Here is a 26,626-nt window from a genome sequence, read left to right on the forward strand (position 1 = left end):
ACTATCGTGTATATGTGTTAGCAAGGGGCGAAGTCATTGATACTGAGTTAGCCAAACAGAGCTGGGATGATAACTGACGTGTCGTGGGTTTATACAGTCGCCCGGCTTGGCTGCTGGTAATCACTATGTCTCAAGAACAGGAGCCGGCCGAGCGTCGCGAGCTGCCGATTGAACGAGGCTTTCCAATTGAACGAGTAAATGAAATAGCCGAAAAAGAAGGGCGAGCGAAGCAATGGTACCGCCCAATCTATACCATGCACAAGTGGTGGGCGCGGAGAATGGGCTCGATATTTCGTGCCATTTCACTCTACGCACTAATCGATGACCCAGATGATATTGAAATCCATGAACCAGGGGAAAACGACACACTGGATAACTTCGGAGGGTCACAAGATGAGATTGAAAGACTCATCGACCGAGTCGATATGTCTGATCCCGAATCTCTGTGGGGCATCTATCCTAAAGATGTACGTATAGACGACAAGAAAATCCTTGACCCGTTTATGGGGGGCGGGACTTCATTAGTTGAAGCCTCCCGCTTTGGCGTAGATGCTGATGGGTATGATCTTAATCCGGTGGCTTGGTTTGTTTCCAAGAAACAATTAGATGCCGGACAAGCTAACCGAGATGAGCTGGAAGCCGCATTCGAGAAGGTCAAAAGTGAGGTGGCGGATAAGTTACAGGAGTACTACAAAACCCCGTGTCCGAACGGGGATCACGAAGCGGATATCATGTATAATTTCTGGGTGAAGACGGTGGATTGTATTTCATGTGATCATGAAGTCTCGTTGTTTAATGACCATCGTTTGGCTGCTGGCCGCTATGATCATGATGATGAGGATGTCGTCATTTGCCCAGATTGTGACGATATTGTCCATGTTGACAGCTACCGGGAGAGCTCAATCTGCGAAAGCTGTGGGTACGAATGGATACCCAGTGAAGGGAACACGCGAAGGGGAGGAAGCTATGTTTGCTCTGATTGTGGGCAAAAATACAGTATAGTGGATGCAATCGAAGAGCAAGGTCAATACGGTCTTGAGCTGTATGCCATTGAATACTATTGCGAGACTTGTGATTCTTCAGGCGAGCCGAGAGGCGTGTACAAGGGATACAAGAGTGTAGGCCAGACTGATCTGGACCGGTTTTCACTGGCACAAACAGATTGGAACACTAACCAGGGGTTGCATGAATATATCCCTGATGAGGAAATTCCAGAAGGTGCTATAACCGCTGCTTCTGAAGTCTCTGGTAATGACCTTTTTCAGCATAATATCACTCACTGGAAAGATATGTACAACGACCGACAACTGTTGTGTCTCGCCACGCTATTGGAGTCTATCAGCAATATAGAAAATGACGATGCTAGGGAATTCCTGTTGCTAACCTTTTCTGAATCGCTTAATTACAACACAATGATGAATATATACAATCCGAACTACAACAAAAACACAAATATATTCAAAAACAATTCGTTCGCGCCACCCACTGAGCCGATTGAAAATAACGTATGGGGAACTGAGTACGGCACTGGCACATTTACGTCAATGTGGGATATGGTGATGAGGGGGGTCGAATACGCGAATGCGCCAACCGAGCGTTACATCGAAGACGGAGAAACGAAGGAAACGCCACCGTTTGCACAGCCGATTGGTGAGAATACATCGGTTCACCAGGGTGATATGCGACTTATCGACGCTGAAGACGAGTATGACGCAGTCATCACCGACCCGCCATACTACGACAATATCATCTATTCGGAAGTCTCCGACTACTTCTACGTCTGGCAAAAGATTCTCCTCGAAGATGAATACGAAGGCTTCGATCAGGATAAGACCCCACGAGCAGGGAGCATCGTTGCAAATCCATACCTAGGCAAGGGCTCAGAGGAATTCGAATCGGAGCTGCACGAAGCATTCACTGCTATCCACCAAGCTCTGAAAGACGATGGCGTCCTCACGTTCACCTACCATCACAACGACCCCGAGTCGTGGGGTGAATTGCTCGAATCACTCTGTGATGTCGGCTTCGAAGTTACCGCAACATATCCGGTGTCTGCAGACACGAACAAGTTCATCACCGGCGAAGCAGTCGAATTTGACATCATCATCGTGGCTCGCCCAGCAGGCGACCGCGAACCCGTCTCGTGGCGAAATCTCCGTCGCCGCATCCTCAATACAACAAAGCAAACCCACGCCCGCCTGACGGAAAATCGCGAGCTCTCACAAGGCGATATCGGCGTGATCGAGATGGGCCGCGCCTTCCACGAATACTCGAAGCATCACGGCGAAGTCCGCCAAGGCGACTCTATCATGGACGCCAAAGATGTCGTTGAGCAAATCTATGGCATCCTCCAGGAAGCCAGCGAGGTTGGCGAACTTGATGTCTATATCGACATGCTGTCGGACCCTGACCCAAGCTACAGCGAGCTGAATATGCTCACCAAGGGAACCGATGCAAATCCCGACCGCCTTCGCGACATGAAACTATACCGAATGGATGGCGGCGACTTTGAGCTCCTCGACTGGCAAGATGACGACCGCATCGCGTACATCCAATCACGCACCAATAGCGACACCGAGTCACTCACCCCACTCGACAAAGCCCATCTCCTGCGCTACAAATACGAACGCGGGGAATCCTGGGAAAACCTCATCGAGAAATGGGGCGTCAGCGATGGCCTCCGTGATATGTGTGAAAATCTCGCAGATGCCACCGGCGATGACACCTATCGACGACTCCTCGGGGGCGACGCCTCGATTCAGTCGTTCGACTAGCCCATCCCAGCTGTCTCGAGGACGCTCCGCCCACACCACTGCTGCCATCTCACAGTATCCAACCCGACACCGACGCAATCCACGCGATTCACATCCCTATGCGGTATCTTCACCACCGACGATCCAGCATGGAGAGTGGGCCCCAAGCGATACACATGGACCACTGCTGGTTCCCAATATCCACCATATGATGACTGATATATCAACCGGAAATTAATTTTCACTGCCGACTATCTCCGATTTGTGCGACAGATTCAAATAGTCTGAATCGAGGAATCAACCAATATCGGTGTACATCGCCGTTCTACACCGAATATGGTTTACACCTCGCAGTGTTGATAGGTTACAATTTGCCCCCGAAGCGACTGCAGTCACGGCGACCGCGGCCCGAGCCAGCTCAACTAGGTACCACACTGATGTACCACGCCCCCACCACACTGCCCGCCGTACCCCACTGCAAGCCATCGCCTCCACTCTCTCTCGATATCCGAGTGAACACCACCGAGGAGCTCCTGTCTCATTGCAATCTCAGTCGATCGTACCACATTGTCTTCACCCAGATGTGCCGATGACGCGGTCAGCATAGACGGCGCCGTCAGCGAAATCCGACGGCCAACAACTACCGAACTAACGTGGGCGGTAGTTACTTGTAGAGGCCTGCTACATGCGGGAATGAATGGGTGTCAAACGTCTCTTACCGGGGATCTTGCTCTCTGTGACGGGGTTGGCAATATTTTTTGTAGACACCGGGTTCCGACTTGCTGGCCCGCAACTGCCCGATACTGCACTTGGCTACGGTGGTTGGATACTCGTCCTCATCGGCGTGGGACTGCTGAAACGTGCCGCAGCGAAATAGCTGCCAGAGGAGATGTCTGGTTTGGGTACAGGCAGCCAGTGGCAACCCGTTCCCCCCACGATAGAGATGCACACATAGTGGCCGAATCTCTCGATTCAGTTTTCACCACACCTCCGAATAACGACCCCGCGCTACCAACTACTGATAACAACAACTTTGTATCGTGTTAGCAAAGCGGAAATCATCAATGGTGGGGCACACACGCCGCGAGATATTGCGTGCCGGCGCCGGGACAGTTGCCGGCCTCGCGGCAATCGGAAACGCAACAGCGAGTCAACAAGCTGGCGCAGACTACCACATTGGCCTCCCGCTTGAGCACACGTGGACAGCTGAGGTTGCTGATTTGGTGTTTGCGTTCGGGGAGACAAATGATCACCGCGTGCTTGCGCTTACCGCAACCGACTTTTCCTACGTTGACGACGCGGTCGAGGCGATTGATCTGGCCACTGGCGCCCGCGAAGAGATACTCACGAGCTCAGAAAGCATCTATGACGCGGCAGTCAATGGAGAGACGATCCTGCTGAGTCTCCCCGACAAAGTCGCAGCCTTCGATCTGGATGGCACACGACTGTGGGAGGATCACACAGAGTACGAAGAGCCGTATCGCGTCGTTTCCCACAAGCAAGGCTTCCTCTATGCAAGCTCTCAGTATATTGCTGGCAGTGGCGGTGACCCCGGTCGCTACAATCGCGGCCGCGTGACGAGCATTGGAACCGATGGCACCCGCCACTTCTCTGAGTGGGTCGGCTTCGCCACATCGTTTTGGCTCACCGACGACCAGATCATCCTTGGCATCACCGAAGAGGAGCAAACCGATGACGGCTTCGAGATTGTTGACGGTCACGTGCAGAGTCTCGATTACGATGGCAACACACGCTGGGAAGCCGAGACGGACCCACCGGACCGACTCCATGGAATGGACACAACACTCGCCGTCGGCACAACGACAGACTCGCTTCCACTGCTGGATATCGACTCTGGCGAGCTCGTCACATCGCTTACCACTGACGGACGGGTCGCAGATATCACAGCCGATGCCGACCGGTTCTACTACCAAGTCGAGGGAGCGGTGCAAGCAATCACTGCTGCGGATGGGAGCGATGTCTGGCGCAAACAGCTGGAGCCGGAGCTGTCTGATATCTCGCTGATTGGGGATGCGCTCTACACCGGCTCGCGGTCCGGGCGGTTTGCCATGCGTGATCCGGCAACAGGAGCGGTACGGTGGTCCGACGACCGTGCCGGCTCCACAGACACTGTCGGGTATGTCCGGATCCACGATGGCCGGGTTCTCGCAATCCGTGGCGAGTCAATTGCCTGCTATCGCGGGCAGCGTGGCATCGCCCTTGACCGCCACCGACAACTGAGCGACCCCTCGGGAATGGCCATCGGCAGCCGCACAAACCAGCTTGTGAGCGGCAGCAAGCTTGCACAGGCCGAGACGGCAATCAGCGAGGAACGCTACGCAGCTGCCTTACAATCACTAGATAGCGCCCGTCGCCGGCAGACAGCCATCGATTCCCTCCTCGGGGTCACCGCAATTGGCGGCGTCTACGCCGGCGCGCGCAAATCCAGCAGTCGCTATCGCCACCACCAGTTTGCAGAGCTGGTCGCGGAATTTCGTGATGCATATCCACTCGAAGACGGCGCCTTAGCGGGTGTCTCTCCGCGGGATACACTCTCGCAGGTAGAGGTTGCGCTTGACTCGCATGATTCAGGCATCCTAGGTAGTCGCCTCATCACATTGACGAATGACAATCTCCCCTACGCCGAGTTGGAAACAACAATAGACGCCTACATCGAGATGGCCCCGGCGCTTGAACGCCTCTCACAAACGCTTGAGGACGTGGAGACAGCTGATCCTGTCCGTCAACAGCTCACGACGACCCTACGAGACGCCTTCGATGACCCGGACGAATTGCATGCTGCGGCTGAGACAGCAACGACCATCCTCACGCAATACAATCACTGGCAGGCCGCAACAACCCCCGAATTCACGTTTGCCGGTGAATCAGTCGCGACGGATGGCGTTACGCGTGCGTTCCAGCAGGCAAGCGCCGCCGAGTCAGCTGGTGAGTCGGCAGTAATGGAATACATCGACGCCGCCACGGAGTGTGTCACCACCGCAAACGAGGGTGCAGACGTATTAGCTGGCTATGACTGTTCGGCGGTCCGCAGCGTGATGCAGCGAGCCTTGACGACCGACAAGTCGTCCTATGACGGGGCCGCGACATCACTCTCACAGGCGGCGCGACTCATCAAGACGGTCGCCGAGGCCGAACAGACACGCCAGTCACTCTCGCTTGAGTATGTCGACGCATCGAAGGCCGAGCTGAAAACCCAGCTCCAGACGGCGCTTGCAGACATGCATCTCTCGGCCGCAACGGAGCTTGCTGACTACATCGACCATCTCTCAACCGGCACGTGGCGCCCGGAGCATCTGGCTGCGCTTGACCCAACGGAATTCGAACAGCTCGTCGCCGAGCTCTATACGGCACGTGGCTATTCCACCCAAGTCACCCGCCAGTCTGCTGACCGCGGGATCGATGTCGTCGCCCGCGGTAACGGTGAGATGCTGGCTATCCAGGCCAAGCGGTATACCGGCTCGAACAAGGTTGGCCGGCCCGCCATCCAGAAAACGGTCGGCGCCGCCACCCAAGTTGGCGCGAGTCGGGCCGTCGTCATTACGACATCTGGCTTTACGAAGACGGCCCAAACCGCCGCCGATGACTTTGGCAATGAAGTCGAATTGATTGACGGCGCCACGCTGGTCCGGCTGTTGACGGAGTCGCCGTTGAGCCCGCCTCGCTCCGGGCAGTCGACCAGCAGTCGGTCCACATCACGGTCCGCCACAGGGTCGCAGTCGCGTACCACAACGGGCTCACAGCGTCGCTCGGGCTCGCGGTCCAAGCAACACCACCAACAGCAACAGCAGCAACAGACGCGGTGTGACGCCTGTGGCGAAGTCTTCCGTGGCGAGCTGACGGAAGTCACGCTCCCGGATGGCTCAACCGGGTATTGTTGTCCACGCTGTGAACAGCTGATTGATGAGTCGCTGGGAACGACGCCATCCGACAAGGCGGACGCTGCGGCTGTCCTTGGCGTCTCGGTCGATGCAACACCGGAGGAAATCGAGGAAGCCTATCGCGACCGAATCAAGGAGTGTCATCCGGACACGTCGGATGGCGACCGGGAAACGTTCCTCCGGGTGCAGGATGCGTACGATACGCTGAGCGAATGACGGCTCTATAGTTGCCTAGCTATATGACAGATACAGATGAGTCGAAAGACCCATCTGAGCGTTCCGTAACTACGGAATACATGAGAAACCAAGTAGGAAATTCTCAACCGTCTAGCCGATCGATCCTCAGTCTCGGGCTCGGCTCGGTTATCGTCTCTGGGATACTCGCTTGGTATTTTCCGCTTCCTCCAGAGCGATATGCGTCAATTATTCAGACGATTCTGGGAGTCACCGGCTCAATCATCGCCATCGTCTTCTCGTTACTTTTTGTGACCGTGCAGATGTCTGCGTCTGAATATGCGCTTCGACTGCCACAGTTGATCCGCAAGTCATCAATCCTTCGCGATACGGTTGCAATTCTGGGAGGCGTACTCCTAATCCTTACTGGATGTCTCTATTTCGTCAGCTTTTCTCAACCCAGTATCGCGAGTGTGTGTACGTATTTAGCCGGGTGTCTCCTATTTGTCTCGGGATACACGCTATATCGATTTGTTACCCGAATGATTGAACTCACAACTCCCGAGGGGACGCTGTCATTGCTACGGGATGATTTTAACAAGGAATCATTCGCATCAGATGCCAAGTCCGCAGCAAATGCGCCAACGACGCTGGGCCCCTTCGATCTGTTAACTGCGACGACGTCATCGCTCATTCAAACTGGTGTTCAAACTGGGGACTTACACGGAGCTAAACTCGGCATCAGTACGATTCAGGATCTCATTGAGGAACTTATCCAGGACGAAACGCAGGCGATAGGTGGCACATTGGAGGCCGAGAATGATATCGAACAGATACTGTGTCAGCAATTTCCCTCATATCACGAGATACTTGCTGAAACACAGTATCGGGACAACTGGAACTTGCTCCCAAAGACGTTTCAACAAATTGCAGAAACAAGTGTTGATGCAGAGTATCGGCCCGGTATTGAGTACTCTCTCGAAGGGCTCGCAGATTTGATTGGTCAGCCCCCAACTGAGAGGAACAGGCAGGCAATGTACAAGCCAACTAGCCATGCGTATGATCAAATATTCGAAAACGCGGTTGACAATCAAGAACACGAATTTATCACAGATAGCCTCCAAACGCATGCAGAGAAGGTTGTACCGACAATCAAGGATAGCAAGGGAAGCAACGACCTGCGAATCTATGTCTGGGAAATCTTGGCGGTTGATTTGTTGAAACTGAATGAGCATACATATCAGATCCTCGCGTCAGGTGGGCGGAGTAATGACGTCTGGCCACCTGGCCGAAAGGATCTTAACATGGCGCAAGAAGAGGACGAAGGTTCAAAAGAGACCCCAACAGGAGTTGAGGAATTGTGGGTAATATACGCCAACGTTGCGGCTGTATCTTCAGCCGCTTATCGCCGGGTCAAGGAGGGTACTCTTGATCGAAGGGCAAGCAACCACGTCGGTGACGCTATAAAACAGTATGCGGAGTTTGCTGATGCCGAACAACTTGACGTATTGTGCGATCAGTACGTTGCAACACTCTACTATCTGGATTACATTGACACCGAAATATTCCCGACAGAAGAGCGATGTTTTGCGCAAGATATTCGACAGCTCAGAAAACCACTTAGGTCCCGAGCTCGGCGAAACATCCTTGATGATGGGTCAGCGATTGACCCAACCGAATATATCGATGCCACCCCAGACAGAACACTGAACGGCTCGCCAACAAGACCGACAGGCCCAACCAATCCAATTGTCTCGGAGGATAACCGAACACAGACATTCGAATCGTTCCTCGAAGACTGGTCCGATACCACGTAGGCCGCGCTTCATGGCTCTCTGTTTGACGGCCCATCTACCCTCAGATCCATCAGCAAGTATTCTCCCGGCCACATGCACCTCTCTACAGTGACAAACCCTGTTGTGCAGGAAATTGGGGGGCATCAACCAGCTGGAGAGTGTCGATTACAAATCACACGTTCGTAAATACTCAAACAACCGCAGGTGGGAAGCACTTACTTTAGAAATTCCCGAGAGATTGGTCCCCTCCCAGGATCCGCGTGTAAACCTCATCGCCTGTCGCCTCAGCTAATCCCTCACAAAGCTCTCGGAGATCGTCACTCACTCCCCACTTCTCGAGATAATTGTGCGTAGTTTTCCCCTGTTCGTAACGATAACGAAGGAATTGGGCCTTGTCGAGAGAGGTTAACGCTTCAGCACCGTCGCCATTCACCCGTTCTTGAATATACGCCATCCGCTTGCCATCCTGCCATGTTCCCAGGACAAAATCGCCTCCCTCAATGTGGTAAAGACACATAGACTCCATCTTATCGGGATTTGCTCCATTACCACGGGTCAACTTGTTTAAGTCATTATACGTCGGATCTGAAATTTCAAGAAGATCAAGGAACACGTCGATTTCTCCGATATCGCTCCCCTGCTGGATAATGCCGTAGATTTCTTTGACAACCTCTTTCGCGGACATTGTCTCGCCGGCACGCATGACTTTCCCATGGTGTTTTGAGTACTCGTGGAAACATTCGCCCATCTCAATCACACCGATATCTCCACGTGATATTTCTCGATCCCCTTCCAGCCGATTTCGAGTCTTTTGTGCGGTACGATACACATTCCTCCGTAAGCTGTTCCAAGATGTCGGTGTAGTTTCGCTGACTGGTCTAGCCACGATGATAATATCGAATTCAACTGCTTCGCCGCCGATGAACTTGTGAGCGTCTGCACTAATCGGGTATGTGGCTGTCACCTCGAACCCGACGTCACAGAGTGACTCAAGAAGTTCACCCCAGGACTCAGAATCACTGTGGTGGTAGGTGAACGTGAGGACGCCGTCCTCTTTCAGAGCGTTTCTGATCACGCTAAACGCTTCGTGCAATTCAGATTCAAATTCCTCAGGCCCTTTCTCTAATGCTGGGTTTGCGACGATACTCTCTTTTCGTGGGGTGTGCTCCGGTGTGAAGCAATCATACTCGTCGCCGAGGATCAACCGCAACCAGGCATAGTAATACTCAGAAATTTCGGAGTACAGGACATTATCGTAGTACGGTGGGTCAGTGATGACCGCATCAAACTCGTCTGTGGCTTCTATTGTCCGCATATCACCCTGGTAAACCTCGCTGTTTTCGCCAATTGGCTGCCCAAACGGTGGGGTCTCCTCGGTGTTCCCATCAACAACGTATCGATCTGTGGGCGCCTTCGCGTAGTCCACAGCTTTCAAAATCATAGACCAGGTGCTCTGGAACGTCCCGATTCCATATTTTGTTCCCCAAAGATTTCCCTCAGAGATCTTTGTTGGGGTATCGAAAGCGTTGGTTTTGAACAGATGATTCGTGTGGTTTCTTGCTGCTTGGTAAGGATTTAGTGTCGAATTGAAATTGAGAGACTCCGAGAAGGCCAATAGAAGCAGCTCTTTCGTATTTTGATTTTCAACCTGGTCAATTCGGCGGAGTAGAGTACTTAGACACAATAACTGCCGCTCATTATAAAAGTCAGCCCACGTCTCAAATCCATGGCGTAGGATGTTATGTCCCCCACCAATACTCCCACTAAACTCCGTGCTATCGGTCATTATACCCAGTGGGATATCTGTATCTGGGATATACTCGTTCAATTCATTACTCTGATCCCACTCCTCTTTTGCATCCCTCCAGTTTTCTCTATCTTCAGACTCAACTCGCTTGTACCCTTTTACCGAGCTTCGTGCTCGACCTTCCTCATCACACTCTGAACAGTAGTATTCAACCCCGTATTGGCGGGTCTCATATCCACCTTGCTCTTGAACGGCATCAATAAGCCCGTACTTCTGTCCACAGTCGGGGCAGGTATAATCTCCTCTCGATACGTTCCCTTCTTTTGGCACAAATTCATACGAACAGCTTGAACACGTGCATTCAGACTGCCAGTCATCGACCAGAATTACGCTATCACATGACGGGCAGTAAACATTGTATTTGTCATCATTCTCATACCGACCTTTCGCCACTCGATAATCTCGAAATAGCGGAACGGTGTTTTGACACGAGACGCAATCAAGCTCCCTCACCCAGAAATAATACATCACATCTGCGGTATGCGAACTCTCAATCGGGCAGCTTGTCTTATAATAGCGTTGTAGTTCATCGGCTACATCCGTCTTAATATCTGAGAATACCGATTTAAGTCCGCTTTTTTCAGCCGAAGCAGCGTCAAGTTGCTTTTTTGTGATGAACCAGGCAACTGGACTCAAATCATAGCCAACAGTATCAACCCCGAATCGAGATGCTTCTACGATAGACGTACCTCCCCCGACAAACGGATCAAGAATCTTCTTATCAGGTACACGAACATCCTTCGTGAAGAGGTTCCAGAGTGACTCAGGGTCTTCTCGGTCTACCTCACTAATCAAATCGCGGATTTTTGAGCTGCCATCCGCATAATCAGATAGATTCGTATTCTTTCCGGGTTCGAATACTGTCTCATCTGCTTCTCCAGTCAGTAATGAATAGAGACAAATTGTCCGAAACACCGCCCCCGAGCGCCTTGCCCACCATTTGTGCATTGTATAGACTGGGCGATAGTGCTGACGCGCTCGGCTCTCCTTAGAAGAAATTTCGTTGACCCGTTCAATCGGGAATCCTCGCTCAATCGGTAGTTTTGTCCGGGTCGTAGAGTCGTTCGAAGAATTGGTTTCTTGAGACACAGTGATTGACTTGTTATCTTCTGGGGAATAAATAAGTCCGTCTGTAGAAGCTTTGTATCGGGCTGCTCGTGAAATCTAACGAGTCGGCATGGCCCGTCAGGAGTATGATTCCACTGCATCCACAGAGACAATCTTCCATTTCGTATTCCGTTGATTCTGACTCTCGATTGTTAGGGTGACTTCATCGGCCTGACGAAGCCGGCCCAGTGTCGTATGATCACCGTAGATCGCAAACTCAAGCCCCTTCTTTTCCCCTTCTAACAGCTTGAGCCAGGCGAATTCATCTTCTACAGTAGAAACCGAACATTGACGCTGTATGCGGGGCGTCACAATCTGTACTACCACTGTTTCAGGATTGAACCCCCGTGATCTGTGTTCTATGTAGAATAAGATGGTAGACGATTAACCGCGAACCTCAGCATGGTCGTCCCTCAGATTGGCCGCTATTGTCCACGCCAAACACCGATACGATAATAGCCGTAGAGGCGTTCATATCGCGAATACCGACCCAATACACCACTTGAGATGAGGCCAGCAAGCGGTGCAGGACACAGTGTTATCATGGCTCGCACCTATCCCCGAACATGAGTCTCACGAGCTTCCTGGGTGATGAAAAACGGGCTCGCATCCTCATCGATCAGACGTTTGAGCGGCCATCACTGGAACAAACGCCACCGCGGCGTGCCGAGCCACAGACATCCAACTACGCACTTATCGGGACCGCGTTCGACTACATCCTGCGCTTCTGGCTGGAACGAGAATATCCTGGCACCGAGTCACAACCGTGGGTAGCACACCAGGGGCTCTCACTGGCGGAAACCGTCGACATGGACACGACTGTGCCGGATACCGTCAGCCTTGGCGACCGGATGGAGACGATCGAACAGGCACACCAGGCCTATCTCGACACCGGTGAGCTGACTGATGAGCTGCTGGCTGGCACGCTTGATCTTGCACGCTTCGATTGGATCTATCGGTCCGGGAGCCCCCCAGAGGATCTGGGCAAGGCCGCCGACGGCGATATCACGGATCTTCGCCAGCTGTATGATACCATTCCGGCCGAGGAGTTTCGTGGCGCAGAGCGTGTCCTGTTGAATCCCACGTTTGGCTCGGCATCTCGATTAGTCAATGGCGCCGATGCGGATCTTATTCTGGATGACTCCCTCATCGACATCAAGACGGTCAAAGACTACACGATCAAGCCGGACTACTGGCGCCAGCTTGTCGGCTACGCCGTACTCGCTGATTTGGCCAGCGATGAGCTCGATAGCATGTCGGAATTTTCCACCGTCGGGCTCTATTTCGCACGTCACGGCGTGCTTTGGCAAACCCCTGCCGCAGAGATCTACGGCCACGAGAAATACGACCAATTCAAATCCTGGTTTCAGGAGATGGCCGAGAAGCATTTCTCTCCAAGTGTGTGATATTACTGGGAGCTGCGGAGAGATGATCATCCATTGATAAATCACGCTGAAAAAGTATCTCCTCTCTCACCCACACAAAGCATCTTACCACCATCCGCCATACCCACTTGCATGTATCTCGTCACGTTCCGGCTTGATCCAGGGGAGTACGACGGTGCGTTTCACAAGCTACACGACGAGATACAGGCGACTGCCGAAGAGATGGACGACTATCACGGCAAGCGCGTGTGGCAGGCCCACGACAGTGAGCAAGTGCTTGTCGTCTATCATTGGGCCTCATTAGATGCCCTTGCGACATTCGGCGAGACAGCCAGTCACGAGGAGGCAAAATCCCGGTGGCAAGAATGGTATGATGCGTATGAAGTCACCATCACCGAAGTTATCGACTCGTACGGGCACGGCTTCGGCGACGATGCCGACCCGCCCTCAGTGGCATGAGACCCTACTAAGTAGCGGCCGATTGTCTGGTGGAATAATGCCAGAGGAGGCCAACGGCCAATTACGAGAAGACAAGCCGCTTGAGGCGGTCGACCGGGATCGGTTGGGGTACGCAGGATTTGCGAAGAATCTTGCAGAGACGATTACAGCCCGAACACCCACAAGCGGCTACACCATTGGCGTGTACGGCCCTTGGGGATCTGGAAAGAGTACAATTCTGAATTTTGTTGAGCAGGAATTGAGTGCCACCGACCCCGCGCCAACAGTAGTTCGCTTCAATCCTTGGTGGTTCTCTGGCCGTGGTGATTTAATCGAAAAGTTCCTTGGAGAGGTGGCTGCCCAACTGAAATCTAATGGCGACTATGCAGATATTCGCGAGAGTTTGGCGGATCTTTCCTCGACCCTCGCAGATATCCCGTTTGGTGCAGTCACAGGGATCCCTGCTGACAAGGGATTTGAGGCACTCAGAGGTGCTCTGAATCAAGATCCAACCAGTGTGGACACCCTGAAGCAAGATATCGAGACAGAGTTGGAGGAGATAGACCAGAAAATAGTCGTGATTATCGATGATCTGGACCGGCTCTCCCCCAGCGAGATTACTCAAATGTTTCAACTGGTCCAGAGCATCGCAGACTTTCCGAATGTTGTGTATCTCCTAGCCTTTGAAAAGGGCATTATCGTTGATGCATTGCAACAGGAGGGTAATTTCCGTGATGGGAAGCGGTACCTGGAGAAAATCGTGCAGCTCCCACTCCATATTCCAAAGCACAAATCTGGGGCTCTGGAAGCAATCTTTATCGATCAGATCGAGACGATTCGCGGAACACGCCCCCCGATGACCGAGAGATGGGAACGGCTTCTCAATCAGGGAATCTTGCCGTTATTGGAGACTCCACGAGAAGTAGTCCGGCTTGTAAATGCAATTGAGGTGGTGTATGCCTCTATCGGTGAGGATACAAATTTCACTGATTTGGCTGGATTAGAGACTCTCCGTGTCTTCCATGAGGACGTATATAATGCAATCAAACTGTCACCAGGACAGTTTGTTGGCAGTCCTGGTGAGCCACATAATGTAAATAAAGAATCATATAGCTATTTACTCGATCCATTGGAGAATCCAACTCCGGTGAACCAGATTCTGTCGACGCTATTTCCCTTGGCAGAGGACATTTTACATGTACACCCAGAGCCACCAGATTGGGCCCAGATGCGTGCAGACAAGCGGATTTGTCATGAAGCGTGGCTTCCGACCTACTTCCGACTCAGTGTTCCGGATGGGGCAGTTTCGAGTACTGAGATGAATATAATCCTCCAAAATGTGGACGATAATGAGTACCTCCGGACCGTCTTCATACGCGGGACCAAGGACTCACAAGAGGAGAGTGCGGCGAATCCACAGCTGATCATAGAGAGATTGTGCGGGGAAATTGACAAAATCTCTCCCGATGCATACTCATCAATACTGGAAGCGGTGTTTGCTGAGGCAGAGCGGATTGCTCGCACAAGTGATCGGTCGGTTCGGAAGAACTACCAAAATATGGAAACCCTCATTGATGAAATTTGCGGGGGCTCACCAACTTATCCCGAGATTTTAGCCAACTGCATCAAATCAGGGAGTTCACCACACTTAGCCGTCTACGCATTGAACACATACCTTCGTCCAGAGGGTGAAGAAATTCCCGCCGAAGTAGTCGACATGCAAGTCAATATCGGGTCGTTAAAACAGGCCACTGTGATGGCGATTAAGGACACAGTAGATAATGATGAGCTAACCCTAACGCCCCGACTCAACGAAATTCTGGACGCCTGGGCGACTTGGGGTACATCAAGCGAGCCAAAAGCTTGGGTTGAGGCGGCAATCGGGAGCAAGTTCACGCTCCTGGAATTTATTGATAGAATGAGTGAGGTGGATATCACCGATGGATCAGAGACAGTTTACCTCGATCCCGAGGAGGTTTACAGATGGATAGATCGAGAGCGGATTGATAACAAGCTTAGTCGAGATCCTGGTGCAGTGACTGACAAGGAATCCTCTATTCTCGAACGGTATGAACGAGCCACAGATATGTTGGACGCCGGGCTCGATCCAGCTGACCCAGCGAATTGGCGGGCCAGTAGTTAGACCAGACATCATTAAGCTTCAATCGGGCCGTCAACTCTCCCCCAGCTCGACACGCTCCTGGCTGTGATACCGGAGATACGCCGCGCCCAGCTCATGCTCATCAACGACAGTGAGCGTCGCGTTCGTCTCGGCATCGGCGTACGCATGCGTTATCTCGAGCGACTCAGGATCGACCGCGACTAACCCATGATCAAGATCAGCGTGGTGATTCGGACAGACAACGAGCATGTTGGCCGTCACATCTGGGCCATCATGTGGCGCACCGAGCGGCTGGAGATGATGTACATGCGAGAAGCCCGTTGTCTGGTCGTACTGGCGCCGATCACCACAGAGCTGACACCGGTTAGCATACAGCGATTTGAGCGTATCAACGAGCGACTGGTCTCGCTGCACACGTGTCACTGCGCGTGTTCGTCGTGTCGGTGATGTGTCCCCACCACTGCGCACGCCGTCGGGTGCGGAGTCGTCAGCGTCCGGTGGCTCCCCCATCTCAGCACGCTGCTCGCTGGCCAGCTGGGCGCCCGTTAGCGTCAACGTATTCACGCCATCATCGCGGGCGACGAAGCCAAGCGCTTGCAACCATTCGCGGTGGCGGGCAGCTGGGCCAGCCGTCTCCATCTGGGCCTCATCAAACGCATCAACCAAGATGTCGCGAAGGTCATCGTCAGTGAGCTCGCCACGCTCGCTGAACGCCGCGAGGAGTGTCTCGAAGCCCTTCACATTGGCAGTAAGCGTCTCATAAAATATCCGGGGGTCACGGTCCGTGAGCCACCGAGCCCCGGCGTCACCAATCGTAACTGTGTCGTCGTCACTCTCGATCAGCTCAAGGGCCGCAATGAAGCCGAGATGCTTCCCCACAGCATCGCGACTCCGGGCACGTGTCTCAGCGAGAATCCAGTCATGAACGGCCTCCTCTGTGGGCTCCGTCTCGTCGATCCAATTGAGGAGGGTCGCGAGAATATCCAGCCGGCCATCAACCCCACCGTAGAATCGATCCGTCGTCATCCGGCGGTCATCCGTCATATCTGTCTCATAGGCTCGTTGGGTATCAGTCTGCGGTCGCAAGTTACGGGATACTAAACCTCCGTTCACAGATGCGCGAACAGTTGCGGTCTATCCGGCTATAGATCAAGTCTCCACCGGCGATAGCCAGAGTACCCGAACACGAGTGGGTGAATAAGCGACTGCGTCAGATCTTGTCCAGCAAGTTTGTCTTCTTTTCCTCAAATTCCTCATCTGAGAGGACGCCAGCGTCGTGGAGCTCTTTGATGTTTTTCAATTGTTCCGTCGGATCTGGGGATGACCCTGCTGCCGATTGGTTTTCATCTCTCACCTCACTTTTTCGCTGGCGAATGAAATCTTTTGCTGCTTTCGTGTTTTCCGCATCCCGTGTGTTGATTTCGTATGTTCGACCATGGGATTGAATCTTGAGATACTTTGTTGCTAATCCCTTGTTGAAGTCAACACCGCCCATATCCTCGTAGGCGAGACTCTTCGTGTCATCTCCCATCAACTTTTGAGGAACAACCGTCAGCACCCGCCGATCAGTCACCGCACTCCGAACAGTACCCGTTAACGACCCCTTTCGATCATCACTGTTTCCTCCTTCAATTGAGATACTGGCTCCCCTCAGTATGTAGTGGACTTGCTCGTCAGGGTCCAGATATTCCTCAATAGCTGCAAGATCCTCTGCACGAATGTCACCCGTTGCATTAGCGATTTGCTCTGCGTAGTCGTCGGCTGAATTCGATGCAGCTTCGTCATTGGGTTCCGCTTCACTAGACACATCTGGAGCCTCATCTGGAGACCCTGCTGCAATCTCAATCCCATCTTCCGGAGTCGCACGGGTCGATTCAAATAGATACGCAGACACTGCTTCGATATCGTCGTCATCGTAGATATTTGCAATTGGGAATGTGATTTGAGAGTCGGCTATCCCAATCGATATCTCGTGTGCACCGACGCCTCCAAGTTCATACTCAACCCCGTCAATGTCGTCAAGCGAAACGTCCAGTGTCTGGTCTCCGTTTTGATTGGCTGTAACCGTCAGCCAACGATCGTCAGTAATCAGATACATCGTCATGCCAGTTCCCGATTTCTCCGGCATCGTAAGGGAGCTTGATCCACTTACGCTCGGGCCCTTGTTTCTCGCGGCTAAAATGAAGTGTGGCTGTTCTCCCTCGTTCAGATACTCCACCAGTGGATCGTCATGGAGATATCTCGACATTCGCCCGGGCTTCAGTTTCGTGAGTCGCTCCTCGGTAACAGAGTCGTGGGCGGCATTCGTGATAAGCTCCTCAACAGAGTCATCGACATCGTCATCCTCCCCACTGCTAAAGATCCCCATACTGTACCGTCGAAGTATCGATATTAATCACTGTTGGTTAGTCACATGGACGACAGACAGATCTGAATTTGTGGCTGGATGGACCACAGCGTGGACAAATACTCATGCAATCAACGTTGAGACGACGTCATCTAACGCCGTATCCATTGCCTCACAGTAGGCCGCAAACGACTCCGGCCGCTCACCCGCCACCGGCAGCTCAGCAACGTAGAGCTCACGATCATGTGCCGTCGCTGCCGTACCACGAATTCCCGCCGCCTCGCCCGGATACACTAACACACCCGGCGTATCCGTGTGTTGCTGATACGCCAGCATCTGGTAGATGTCGTCGGTACTCGGTGCCCAGTCACCACCCCCATCCAACAGCTTCCATTTCGCATCAAGCACGAGCTGGGGCGTGCCGGCATCGTCGACAATCACTGCATCGGGCTCCGGCCGCACCGAGAAGTCACCGGTCAGGAAATCAGGGAACCCAGCTGCATACCCTGTCTGAACCATGTACTCGCCGGCTGCCGCGGTCACCGCCCGCTCGACCGCCGCCTCAAACTGATCGTACATCCGAAGCAATAGCGTGTAGCCACGCCCCTCGCCCGGCGCCAGATCTTCAACGAATACATTTGCGAGGACAAGCCGCGTGAGCCGCAGGATATCGTCGTAATGGTCCGTGAGCCGCGTCAGCTTGATCCCATCGAGCTCGTGGGATGCAACCTCACGCAGTGTCACATCGCGTCTGAGCGCCTGCACATGGCCGCGGAGTCGTTGCTGCAAGTCAGGCGACTCTGCCCCGCGCAAGAGCGTCTGTGCAGCCGCCAACACTGCCTGATTAAGTGGCGTATCACGCGTCAGCGTCTCATAGTCGCATTCGAACGTAGGGGCGGCCGGTCCCTGTTGCTGGAGCTGTCGTTGCAATGCAAGCTGGCCGCGTAGATGCCGTTCGGTTCCCTGGCGACGCTGATACTCACTGGCGAGCCCCTGGCGACGCACCCGCGTCAGCTCCTCGGCAAACAACATTCCAAGCAGATCGACGAACGTTGTGCCGGCCGCAATGTCCGCCGCTTCATCCACCGTCGACATCGTGGATGTCGTACTGTATGAGAGCAACTGCAGCAAGGCGGTCCCTGTCACCTTCGGCTGAATATGAATCGGCGGGCCATCGGGAAGTGCAATCACCCCCGCGTGCCCGGTCGTCGAGAGCTGATACTCTCCCGTCGCCAGCTCAGTCAGCTCGATTCGGTTGTCGTCGGCTAAGTCACGCAACAGCTCCAGATCAGCCGTTGAGGGAGTGAGGACAGCCGAGTCATGTGTCTCCGCAAGCCGCAGCCATCGGCCATCAACAGCCGCCGGGACGAACGGCGACGCGGTGCTATTCGCCATCAACAAGCGCCCGGAGACTGGCGCGTAAGGCAGCCGCCTCGGTTTGTGACTCACCCGGGGCACCAAACACATCGCGAATGTGTTCGCGGTCTAGATCAAACAGTGGGAGCGCCGCCGCTGGGGTGAAGAGCGTCCCGATCAGCTCATCAAACGCCCCAAAGAAGTACTCCTCGAGGAGTGGCAACAGCTCATATTTCCAGGCGCGAATGAAGTCAGCCTCTGTCGTACAGTCAAACAGATACGAGTGGCCCAGCTGCTTGCCACGGCCCAGATCCTGCCGGGCACGAATCCGCGCGTTCAGCTCGGCCACCGCACGGATCGAGAGTGCCGCTAACCCACGTTCGGTGTCCTCTCCAAGGGCTTCCGTCACCGCTTGCTCGGTCGCAAAGCCATGCTCCTCACGCAAGGCATCATACGACGGCGGGAAGTGCAGAAAGCCAAAGCGACGCCGAATCGCTGCATCAATGAGCGCAATCGACCGGTCGGCGGTGTTCATCGTCCCGATGATGTACACGTTCGACGGAATCGAAAACGGTGTATCCGAGTGGGCCAGCTGCACCGACTGTTCGTTACGGGCGCCGGCGCGCTTGTCTGCCTCCAATAGCGTCACTGTCTCACCCAGGATGCTGGCGAGATTGCCGCGGTTGATTTCGTCGATGATGAAGACATAGCGTGGCTCACTATCCATGTCTGCGGCCGTCGTTCCCTCCTGGCCATCCCACGCCAGCGTTCCCTCGCAAAATCGCTTGAACACGCCATCATCAAGCTCGTAATGGATATCGCCATCCCGGCTCCTCGCCGTCACCCCCTCGATGAAGTCCTCATAACTAAACGAGGGATGGAACGTGGTGAGCTGGACTTGCTCGTTCGTCTGTCGCGTCCCTGGCTGTTCGTTGAGCCACCACTCAGCGAATTCAGTCGCATGGAACGTTTTGCCCGTGCCTGGTGGGCCATGCAGAATGACTTGGCCCGTTGATTCCAGTTGATCTGCCAACCGCCGATAGCGGTCCGGAACATCACGGTCGGTCACCGCATCGACAAACTCGGGAATCGAGCCGAATTTCTCCGTGAGTAACGCCATTGCATCATCATTTGGGGTGGTGAATCCCTGTTGGGCGTAGTTCGGTGCGTAATCGAGGATGGCATTCATCTCCTTGCGATCTAACGCTAACGGCCGCACATCGCCAAGATAGAAGATCTGTGTGAAGGTATCGCCACTCGCGTCAACATTCTCCTCCCAGATTTCGTTCCCGAGCGTGGTGTTTTGCTCCTGGGCAATCACGGTGCCCGCGTACTGGAACGCGCCGGACCGATAGAGGAGTAACACGTCGCCGTTTGCGACGGTTGGTCCACCATCTCCATCGCTGGTATTCCCCCACACTGGCACCGCATCCGTCTCCCCGTCAACGGGCAACTCGATAGCAGAGTGTGCCTCGATCGTCTCGCGGGGGACAGGATCACCAACGGTTCGCTCGAGATTGTCGCTTTGCGACCCCGCCGCAACAAGCCAGAGGGTCGGATTATCGGCGGTTGGTGGGTCCTCTGGAGGGTCAGAGATTTCATCGGGATCATACCGATCCCGGTAGCGGTATCGCATGAGAGCGTACTCCAGCTCCCACAGCGTCGGATCCGTGTCTCGATGTGAGGCGATCGTATCCCGACAGCTCCGAATCGTGAGCCAAAACGATCGATATCGGTCGGGATATCCTCCAGTCTCTGCCCACAAATTCAGCTCCGACAAGGCATCCCGCTCCGTCTTGTAGTAGGCTGGCACCGTATTCGGGGCTTGCACATGCCACAGCCAGGAGAGAAACATCGGCACATATCCGGCGCTTGGCCGCTTATTGGCGTCGTCAAACGTATCGCGGAACAGCTCCAGATGCTCACAAAGCCGCTCGATTTGCTCGCTTGCGACAGTTGGGGTCGCGGGCGGCTCAACGACATCGCGTAACATCGATGTCGTCTGGTCGACGGTCCCTGTCGTCTCCGCGGCATTCACCAGCTGGTTGAAAAACATCTGCGAGCCACCCGAAAAGCCCCAATAGTCGATGCGGCGTGACTCAGTATCGATTTTTCCACGAAACCCATCCATCGAGAGGGAGCCGTTGCGGAATCGCTCTAAGAGCTCTGTGATGGCATTTAGTCGCTTCTCGCGTGCGGATTTGGGTGCCTTGAAATCGCGCTTGTTTCCATCGCCATCAATATATTCGGACTCCTCAGCAAATGCATCCCAGGCGTCGAGAAGGTGTTCTTGCTGCTCCGCGTTCATGATGACTATCCTTCATCGCAGGGTTCCATAGTAGTTCCCCAGCTGCCGGCCCGCCAATGGCAGGCCGGCACCGACATCTGGCAGACTTGCTCGCCGGTCAGAATACAATCCCACGGGTCTTTGGCTGCCCGGCAAGTGGCCAGAGCCATGGCCGACTACAAGACTCTCAGTATCGATCCCGCGATCTATCACCGGCTTGCCGACCAGAAACGCGCCAGCGAGAGTTGGAACGAGCTGTTTGGACGACTCCTGGGGGCGACGGAGGAAGGCCAAGTCCATCTTGACCGCTCAACGTTGGCTGATTTTGACGACGACGAGGAGGGACTTGAGACAGACGCCTCCGAGGGTGGAACGGTAGAAGTGCGTGTTCAGGATAGCGATGGCACCGTCGTTGGCAGTACGACAGTACACACCCTCGCGCCGAACGAGCCGGTGACCGTCGAGGTTGTAGCTCCTGAGGAATAGGCAGTCACGGATCCAAGCCGTTAGAATTCAAGTGAATAGCTCTCTGCGTCTGGTGCAGTGGACAGTGTTATCGAGGCCGTCTCCGCAACAGCATCAGAGCCCAACGGATTCGCGAGCGTCACAATTTCATATTCACTTGCAGCATCGTTCCGCGTCAGCGTGAGATAGATGAAGTAGCTGTCACCGTGGTCGCGAGCGGCGCTATACTGATTGCCTTCTAACGTAATACTCGCTGCGTCACTGGTTCGCCCTTTCACCTCGATATATCGGTCAATGAGGGTGGCGTCCGGCTCTGCAGCCGATAGAAACTCTGTTCGGCGGTCCGCAGTCTCGAAGCTGATAATATCACACCGGTAGGTATCGGTCCCTTGGATGTCGCCGACACGGATTGGATAGCGTCCTTGTGCTTTCTCAAACTGCATGCATACCTCCTCTGCCCGGTCTCCACCAACTGGCTGTGACGGGCTACCACCGCCACCCCCACCGCCCCCACCACCACCGCCTGGGTGCCGCCGTTCTTCGATAGTCGACTGACTCGACGGCTCTCTCGCCGCCGGTTCAACCGTCATATCCTCAGCTGATGGAATGTCTGCAACGATATTCCGCACGGGCCCATCATTGGAGGAAGACGCTGGTGTCGCATCTTCATCAGCGTCGGCTGCATCCTGCGTCTCTGAATCGGATGATGCCGTGGGTGTATCGTCTGTTTCAGTGGTGGCGTCGTCTGTCGGTGAGGAGTCGGTGGCCGCGTCAGTGGATGTGTCCTGGGCCTCCGCTTGCTCCGCCTCCGAGGAGGGACTCGATTGTGGCTGCGTACTCTCAGATTGGGATCCTCCCGGTGTGGATGACGGCGAAATACTCGGTGTCGGATACTCTACCTCCGACTCAAGGATCTGACGCGCTTCCGCGAGCGTCGATTCATCGCCATCCAAGGCAACAGTGAATGCCGAGGCTGGATCCCTGGCTGATGCGAGAATATACACTTTCTCAACTAGATCGACATCCAGGATGGCGGAGAAAATCTCGCCAACAATTCGCTTTAGCTTGTCATTCTGTAGTGGATGTTGCGTCGACGGAGATGTGTCGGGAACAATATACGCCGTCTCATCGTGAATCAGGAATTCGCCAGACGCTAACGCAACATGAATTTCTTCGCCGTCAACCGTCGCTGTCGTCGTACAGTCGGTACAAAGCACGACGGAGAGGTTGTCAATCTGTCGTCTCGCGGTTGCTTGCCGTGTTGTATCGGTCCGAAGCGCAAAGACAAACGGCTTGAGCTGGTCGATCTGGCGGGTTAGCTGCGTCGCGGCCGCATGTTCAGTGTACGTGGGATCTGCCATTGCGAGATCCTCAGCAGCCAGTGTCTGTACACCGAGCCGTGCAGTGACTCGCGACCCCGCTTCACTTGACTTGACATCGACCATCGGATATCGCGCACGCACCGCCTCTGGGAGCGTCTGACTCTGTGGGAATCGGAGTTCATCAACGGGGTAGTAGCCAGCTGAGCCGTCAAGGGTGCCGTGTAATTGGCCATGTTCGAGAAACTCCTCGTATGCTTTGCCAGCTGGCTCACCATCTTTCGAGAGCAATTTCGAATAGAGTTTGCGCGCAATCTCCCCGTCAGGATCTGTCTCCGGGAGCTCAGCGACTAGCTCATAGAACGTCTCCCAGTCGACCGCCTCAAGCGTCTCAGCGACGCCACACTGGGCAAGCGCCTCATGAATCTCTGGCTCGCTATACGCTGCCAGTAGTGGTGCGTCCGTATCGATTGCTGGCGTACCAATCGCAGGCGCCAGTTTGTCAAATTGCCGTTCAAACACACACTGCCGCGGAGACAACTGGGCCTGGGATTGGTGCACGCTGAGCCAGTCTGTTGACTCAAGCTGCCAGATCACGTACGACGGGACCGACTCACTCGACAGCTTCCGGTACTTGTACTGTCCGCCTTGTTTCAGTTTGTAGGTGGCCGTTGAATCACCGTTGCGACGCCATTGGCTAATCTTCGGTCGCAAGGTGACGACCATCGCAACAATCGCTTCGGAGGATGCATGCGCTAAGACTGCATCCAGCCGGTCAATTGTCTGGACCTTGGCAAACTGATTGTGGTGACTAATTTCTTCCAGCTCCTCCCGTGTTTGATACGTATTATCACCAAACGAGACTGGGTAGGTCAATTCGCTGTGGACATACTGAGCGTACGTATCTGGAAGCTCCGCATGTTTCGTGGATGTAATGCGTGGCGTACTGGCGACACCCAACCACTCAAGAAACTCTTGCGTCGCTTGTGGAGACGCGTCCTCCGGGACAGAAATCTGTTCGGCGTCGGTGACGAAGGTCTCCGGCGAAAACGACGCGTAAAGCTCCTCAAGTAACGCACCGTCTGGATATGAGCGACCGAGATACAGCTCTGTTGCCGGTGTTGATTCCCCCGTTCGAGTCGGCAAGGGAATCTTTGTCGAGTCGGGTGGGGTATTCGATGAGCTCGCAACAGTATACAGACGCCACAGCGCCTCCTGAAGCTGAGTGTGCCACAGCTCTGTGTCTGTTGAGGCATCCTCAAGCTGTCTGGTCCCCTCTCCCACCGTCTTCTCAAAGATTGATTCAAAACTGTATTCGCGAATGTGGTATGGCTTCAATCGGTCTCGAAGGTCCGGATTCGATTGAACGCCGAATTGGGTTTTCAGCTCAGCAATGAAGTCATCGGAGAGGAAAACCATCGGCACCCACTCCGGGGGCGTCAATTCGGTATCCTGAGGTTGGAGAAAGGCTCGCGTTTCCGGCGAGATCAAATTGCCATTGCTATCGACGAGGAGCGTCGGACGGGCGTCCTCTGTAATCAGCTCATTGGAGAGTAATTTGTCCAAAATCGCAGCTCGCTGTGGGAGTGACAGCGAGTTACTGATTTGGTCAAATTTGGTCTTGATTGCCGTGTCTGCGAGGCGTGGCACACCCATCTCAGCAATCGCAGTTTGGATACGCGCCGAGTCTGCATAGCGGCAGACGTCGCTGAACGCCTCATATTCCACTAAGCCCGTGAAGTCAGCCGGCAATCGAGAAACCGCATCTGGGCGAGCGAGCCCGCCGCCATAGACCGGAAGCACCGGCTGTGTTGCCATCTGCTCATACACTGTCTCCAGAAACGTGGCCCCGCCTCGCGTCGTTCCTAACTCGTTGAGTGACTCGCCCACCGCTGCGTCGGCCGCCACAATGTCGACGCCACGCCATTCATTCGCTGGATCACTCAGCCGGGTCGCAGTCGCAACGAGCTGTGCCGCAAGCTTCTGGGCAATATACCAGTTGACGTCAGAATCGACCAGTCGATTCCGATCATCTGTTACCTCGAAGGTGGCGTGGCCAAGTAACGGAAATGGAAATGCCACCTTCGTTGGGAAATAGACACACAGCTCTCGCGACAAATATGACTCATCAATACCCGCTTCCGGGACAGCAATCGCGGTTTCATACTCGTCAGACGGCAGCTGAGAGGTATCATACTCTTCAGGGAGCGTGCCGGTTCGTCGGTCAAGCGTCCATTTGGTCGTTGTCTCTTCGGTCGTGATTTCTACCCGCTCGCCATGCTCTCTCGTGAATGTCCACTCGACGCATCGCTCGGGACTCTCGATTGTCAACCCGGTAAGAGCAGTGAGGAACAGCAGCATCTCGGGGTTGAGATCGGCAATTTCTCGCTGCGCTTCAGTGACGGCAGCGTCATCCTGGAGCGGGAGCCCGACGACCGTGTCATAGCCTTCCTTTCGAAGTTCCGTCGCACGATCATACACCGTCTCTAACTGCGTCCCTGCCACATTTGCCTCCGTAAGGTGTTTTGGAACACTCAACAGTGGGATGGGCACATCATTTCCATTTGCTTCCATCTGACTCGCCACATCGTCTACCTCCTGCTTCTGGTCGCGGAGCTCGGTCAGAAAGTCGCCTGCAATGTGTTCAGAAAAGCCGAGTGAGAGTGAGCCACTGAGAATCGCAATGTCACTGGTCCAATTCAAAAGCGCACGGAAGCCGAGCCCCTTCGCTCCGATCGTCTCATCATCAAATTCCTTCGGGCTTAGATCCGCCAGCATGAGCGATTCCACGCCATCTGTGTGAAATGGCTCTCCCGTATTCGCGATATAGAGATGCGATTCCGTTTGTTCAATGTACAGCTCGCCGACATCGCTTTCTCCAGCTGGGGCTTGGGCGGCCGCATCGTTGGCATTCTGAATAAGCTCAAGCAAGACACGACGGGAGTACCCCTGTTTCGATGATTGCTCGCGGTTCGAATCAGCGCGAAGTCGAGGAGCTCGGTTGCTGTAATCATCTCGAACCTCCGCCCGCTTGTCACCAATCCATTGTTCCCACTCGTCCGCAGAAAGAGACTCAGCCATTCGTATGCCTCGTTCGAGGCACCGTGGGTATGAAACGATGGTGGCAGTGTGTCATTCTGGCGGCCCACAGCCGGATGACCGGCTTGCGGTCCTCACCGGTCCGGTACTTCGAGTAACGGCGCAATCACTGCCCGTGGCTCCCAGTCACCACTGAACGTGTAACAGGCCCCATCGGCGGCCGTCAACACAATCGTCGCCCGGACATCCCGACTCGGATCAAGCGCCTGTAGCCCAACCGCATAGGCGGCCATCTGCGGTTCGTGGTGGGTCGCTCGCCCCTGGACAAACTC

Annotated in this window: 14 protein-coding genes; 7 read left to right on the forward strand and 7 right to left on the reverse strand. The window is 54.3% G+C overall.

The window, feature by feature from the left end; all coding sequences use genetic code 11:
- Nucleotides 1–125: 125 nt before the first annotated feature.
- The 3 genes from DM818_RS13905 to DM818_RS13915 all read left to right on the forward strand — a co-directional run bounded on the left by DM818_RS13905 (nt 126) and on the right by DM818_RS13915 (nt 8,643).
- On the forward strand, nt 126–2,774 hold the full coding sequence (locus tag DM818_RS13905) for a DUF1156 domain-containing protein (protein WP_153952821.1): 2,649 nt from the start codon (nt 126–128) through the stop codon (nt 2,772–2,774).
- Nucleotides 2,775–3,817: 1,043 nt separating this feature from the next.
- The gene (locus DM818_RS13910) at nt 3,818–6,868 is read left to right on the forward strand and encodes a restriction endonuclease (RefSeq protein WP_153952822.1); all 3,051 of its coding nucleotides are present in this window, start codon (nt 3,818–3,820) and stop codon (nt 6,866–6,868) included.
- A gap of 500 nt (nt 6,869–7,368) precedes the next feature.
- The gene (locus DM818_RS13915) at nt 7,369–8,643 is read left to right on the forward strand and encodes a hypothetical protein (protein ID WP_153952823.1); all 1,275 of its coding nucleotides are present in this window, start codon (nt 7,369–7,371) and stop codon (nt 8,641–8,643) included.
- A gap of 199 nt (nt 8,644–8,842) precedes the next feature.
- Here DM818_RS13915 and DM818_RS13920 read toward each other — a convergent pair whose 3' ends face one another.
- Nucleotides 8,843–11,518, reverse strand: a complete 2,676-nt coding sequence (locus DM818_RS13920; RefSeq protein ID WP_153952824.1) for a DUF1156 domain-containing protein — start codon at nt 11,516–11,518, stop codon at nt 8,843–8,845.
- Nucleotides 11,519–12,102: 584 nt separating this feature from the next.
- On the opposite strand from DM818_RS13920, the gene DM818_RS13925 reads away from it, so the two are divergent.
- The 3 genes from DM818_RS13925 (at nt 12,103) to DM818_RS13935 (ending at nt 15,502) form a co-directional block, all read left to right on the forward strand.
- A complete protein-coding gene (locus DM818_RS13925) occupies nt 12,103–12,942 on the forward strand; it encodes a hypothetical protein (protein ID WP_153952825.1) in 840 nt (279 codons plus the stop codon).
- A 111-nt stretch (nt 12,943–13,053) separates the two neighbouring features.
- On the forward strand, nt 13,054–13,380 hold the full coding sequence (locus DM818_RS13930; protein ID WP_153952826.1) for an antibiotic biosynthesis monooxygenase: 327 nt from the start codon (nt 13,054–13,056) through the stop codon (nt 13,378–13,380).
- Nucleotides 13,381–13,417: 37 nt separating this feature from the next.
- Nucleotides 13,418–15,502: a KAP family P-loop NTPase fold protein gene (locus DM818_RS13935; protein ID WP_172977351.1), complete on the forward strand. Its 2,085-nt coding sequence runs from the start codon at nt 13,418–13,420 to the stop codon at nt 15,500–15,502.
- Between the two features lie 30 nt (nt 15,503–15,532).
- Here DM818_RS13935 and DM818_RS13940 read toward each other — a convergent pair whose 3' ends face one another.
- The 4 genes from DM818_RS13940 to DM818_RS13955 form a co-directional block, all read right to left on the reverse strand.
- On the reverse strand, nt 15,533–16,525 hold the full coding sequence (locus DM818_RS13940; protein ID WP_153952828.1) for an HNH endonuclease: 993 nt from the start codon (nt 16,523–16,525) through the stop codon (nt 15,533–15,535).
- Between the two features lie 166 nt (nt 16,526–16,691).
- Nucleotides 16,692–17,849, reverse strand: coding sequence for a PH domain-containing protein (locus DM818_RS13945; protein WP_153952829.1), 1,158 nt, complete (start codon nt 17,847–17,849; stop codon nt 16,692–16,694).
- 102 nt (nt 17,850–17,951) lie between these two features.
- Complete coding sequence (locus DM818_RS13950) at nt 17,952–19,223, reverse strand: McrC family protein (protein WP_172977352.1); 1,272 nt, start codon at nt 19,221–19,223, stop codon at nt 17,952–17,954.
- Nucleotides 19,213–21,492, reverse strand: a complete 2,280-nt coding sequence (locus DM818_RS13955; RefSeq protein ID WP_153952831.1) for an McrB family protein — start codon at nt 21,490–21,492, stop codon at nt 19,213–19,215. The genes DM818_RS13950 and DM818_RS13955 overlap by 11 nt, the downstream gene beginning before the upstream one ends.
- A 147-nt stretch (nt 21,493–21,639) precedes the next feature.
- Between DM818_RS13955 and DM818_RS13960 the strand changes: the two genes are divergently transcribed.
- The gene (locus DM818_RS13960; RefSeq protein ID WP_153952832.1) at nt 21,640–21,957 is read left to right on the forward strand and encodes a hypothetical protein; all 318 of its coding nucleotides are present in this window, start codon (nt 21,640–21,642) and stop codon (nt 21,955–21,957) included.
- Nucleotides 21,958–21,977: 20 nt separating this feature from the next.
- On the opposite strand, the gene DM818_RS13965 is transcribed toward DM818_RS13960, so the two are convergent.
- Nucleotides 21,978–26,336, reverse strand: coding sequence for a sacsin N-terminal ATP-binding-like domain-containing protein (locus tag DM818_RS13965; protein WP_153952833.1), 4,359 nt, complete (start codon nt 26,334–26,336; stop codon nt 21,978–21,980).
- A 92-nt stretch (nt 26,337–26,428) separates the two neighbouring features.
- A partial coding sequence (locus DM818_RS15095) for a hypothetical protein (RefSeq protein ID WP_207105426.1) occupies nt 26,429–26,626 on the reverse strand: 198 nt, incomplete at its 5' end.

The sequence above is a fragment of the Halosegnis longus genome (assembly GCF_009663395.1).
Lineage (GTDB): Archaea > Halobacteriota > Halobacteria > Halobacteriales > Haloarculaceae > Halosegnis > Halosegnis longus.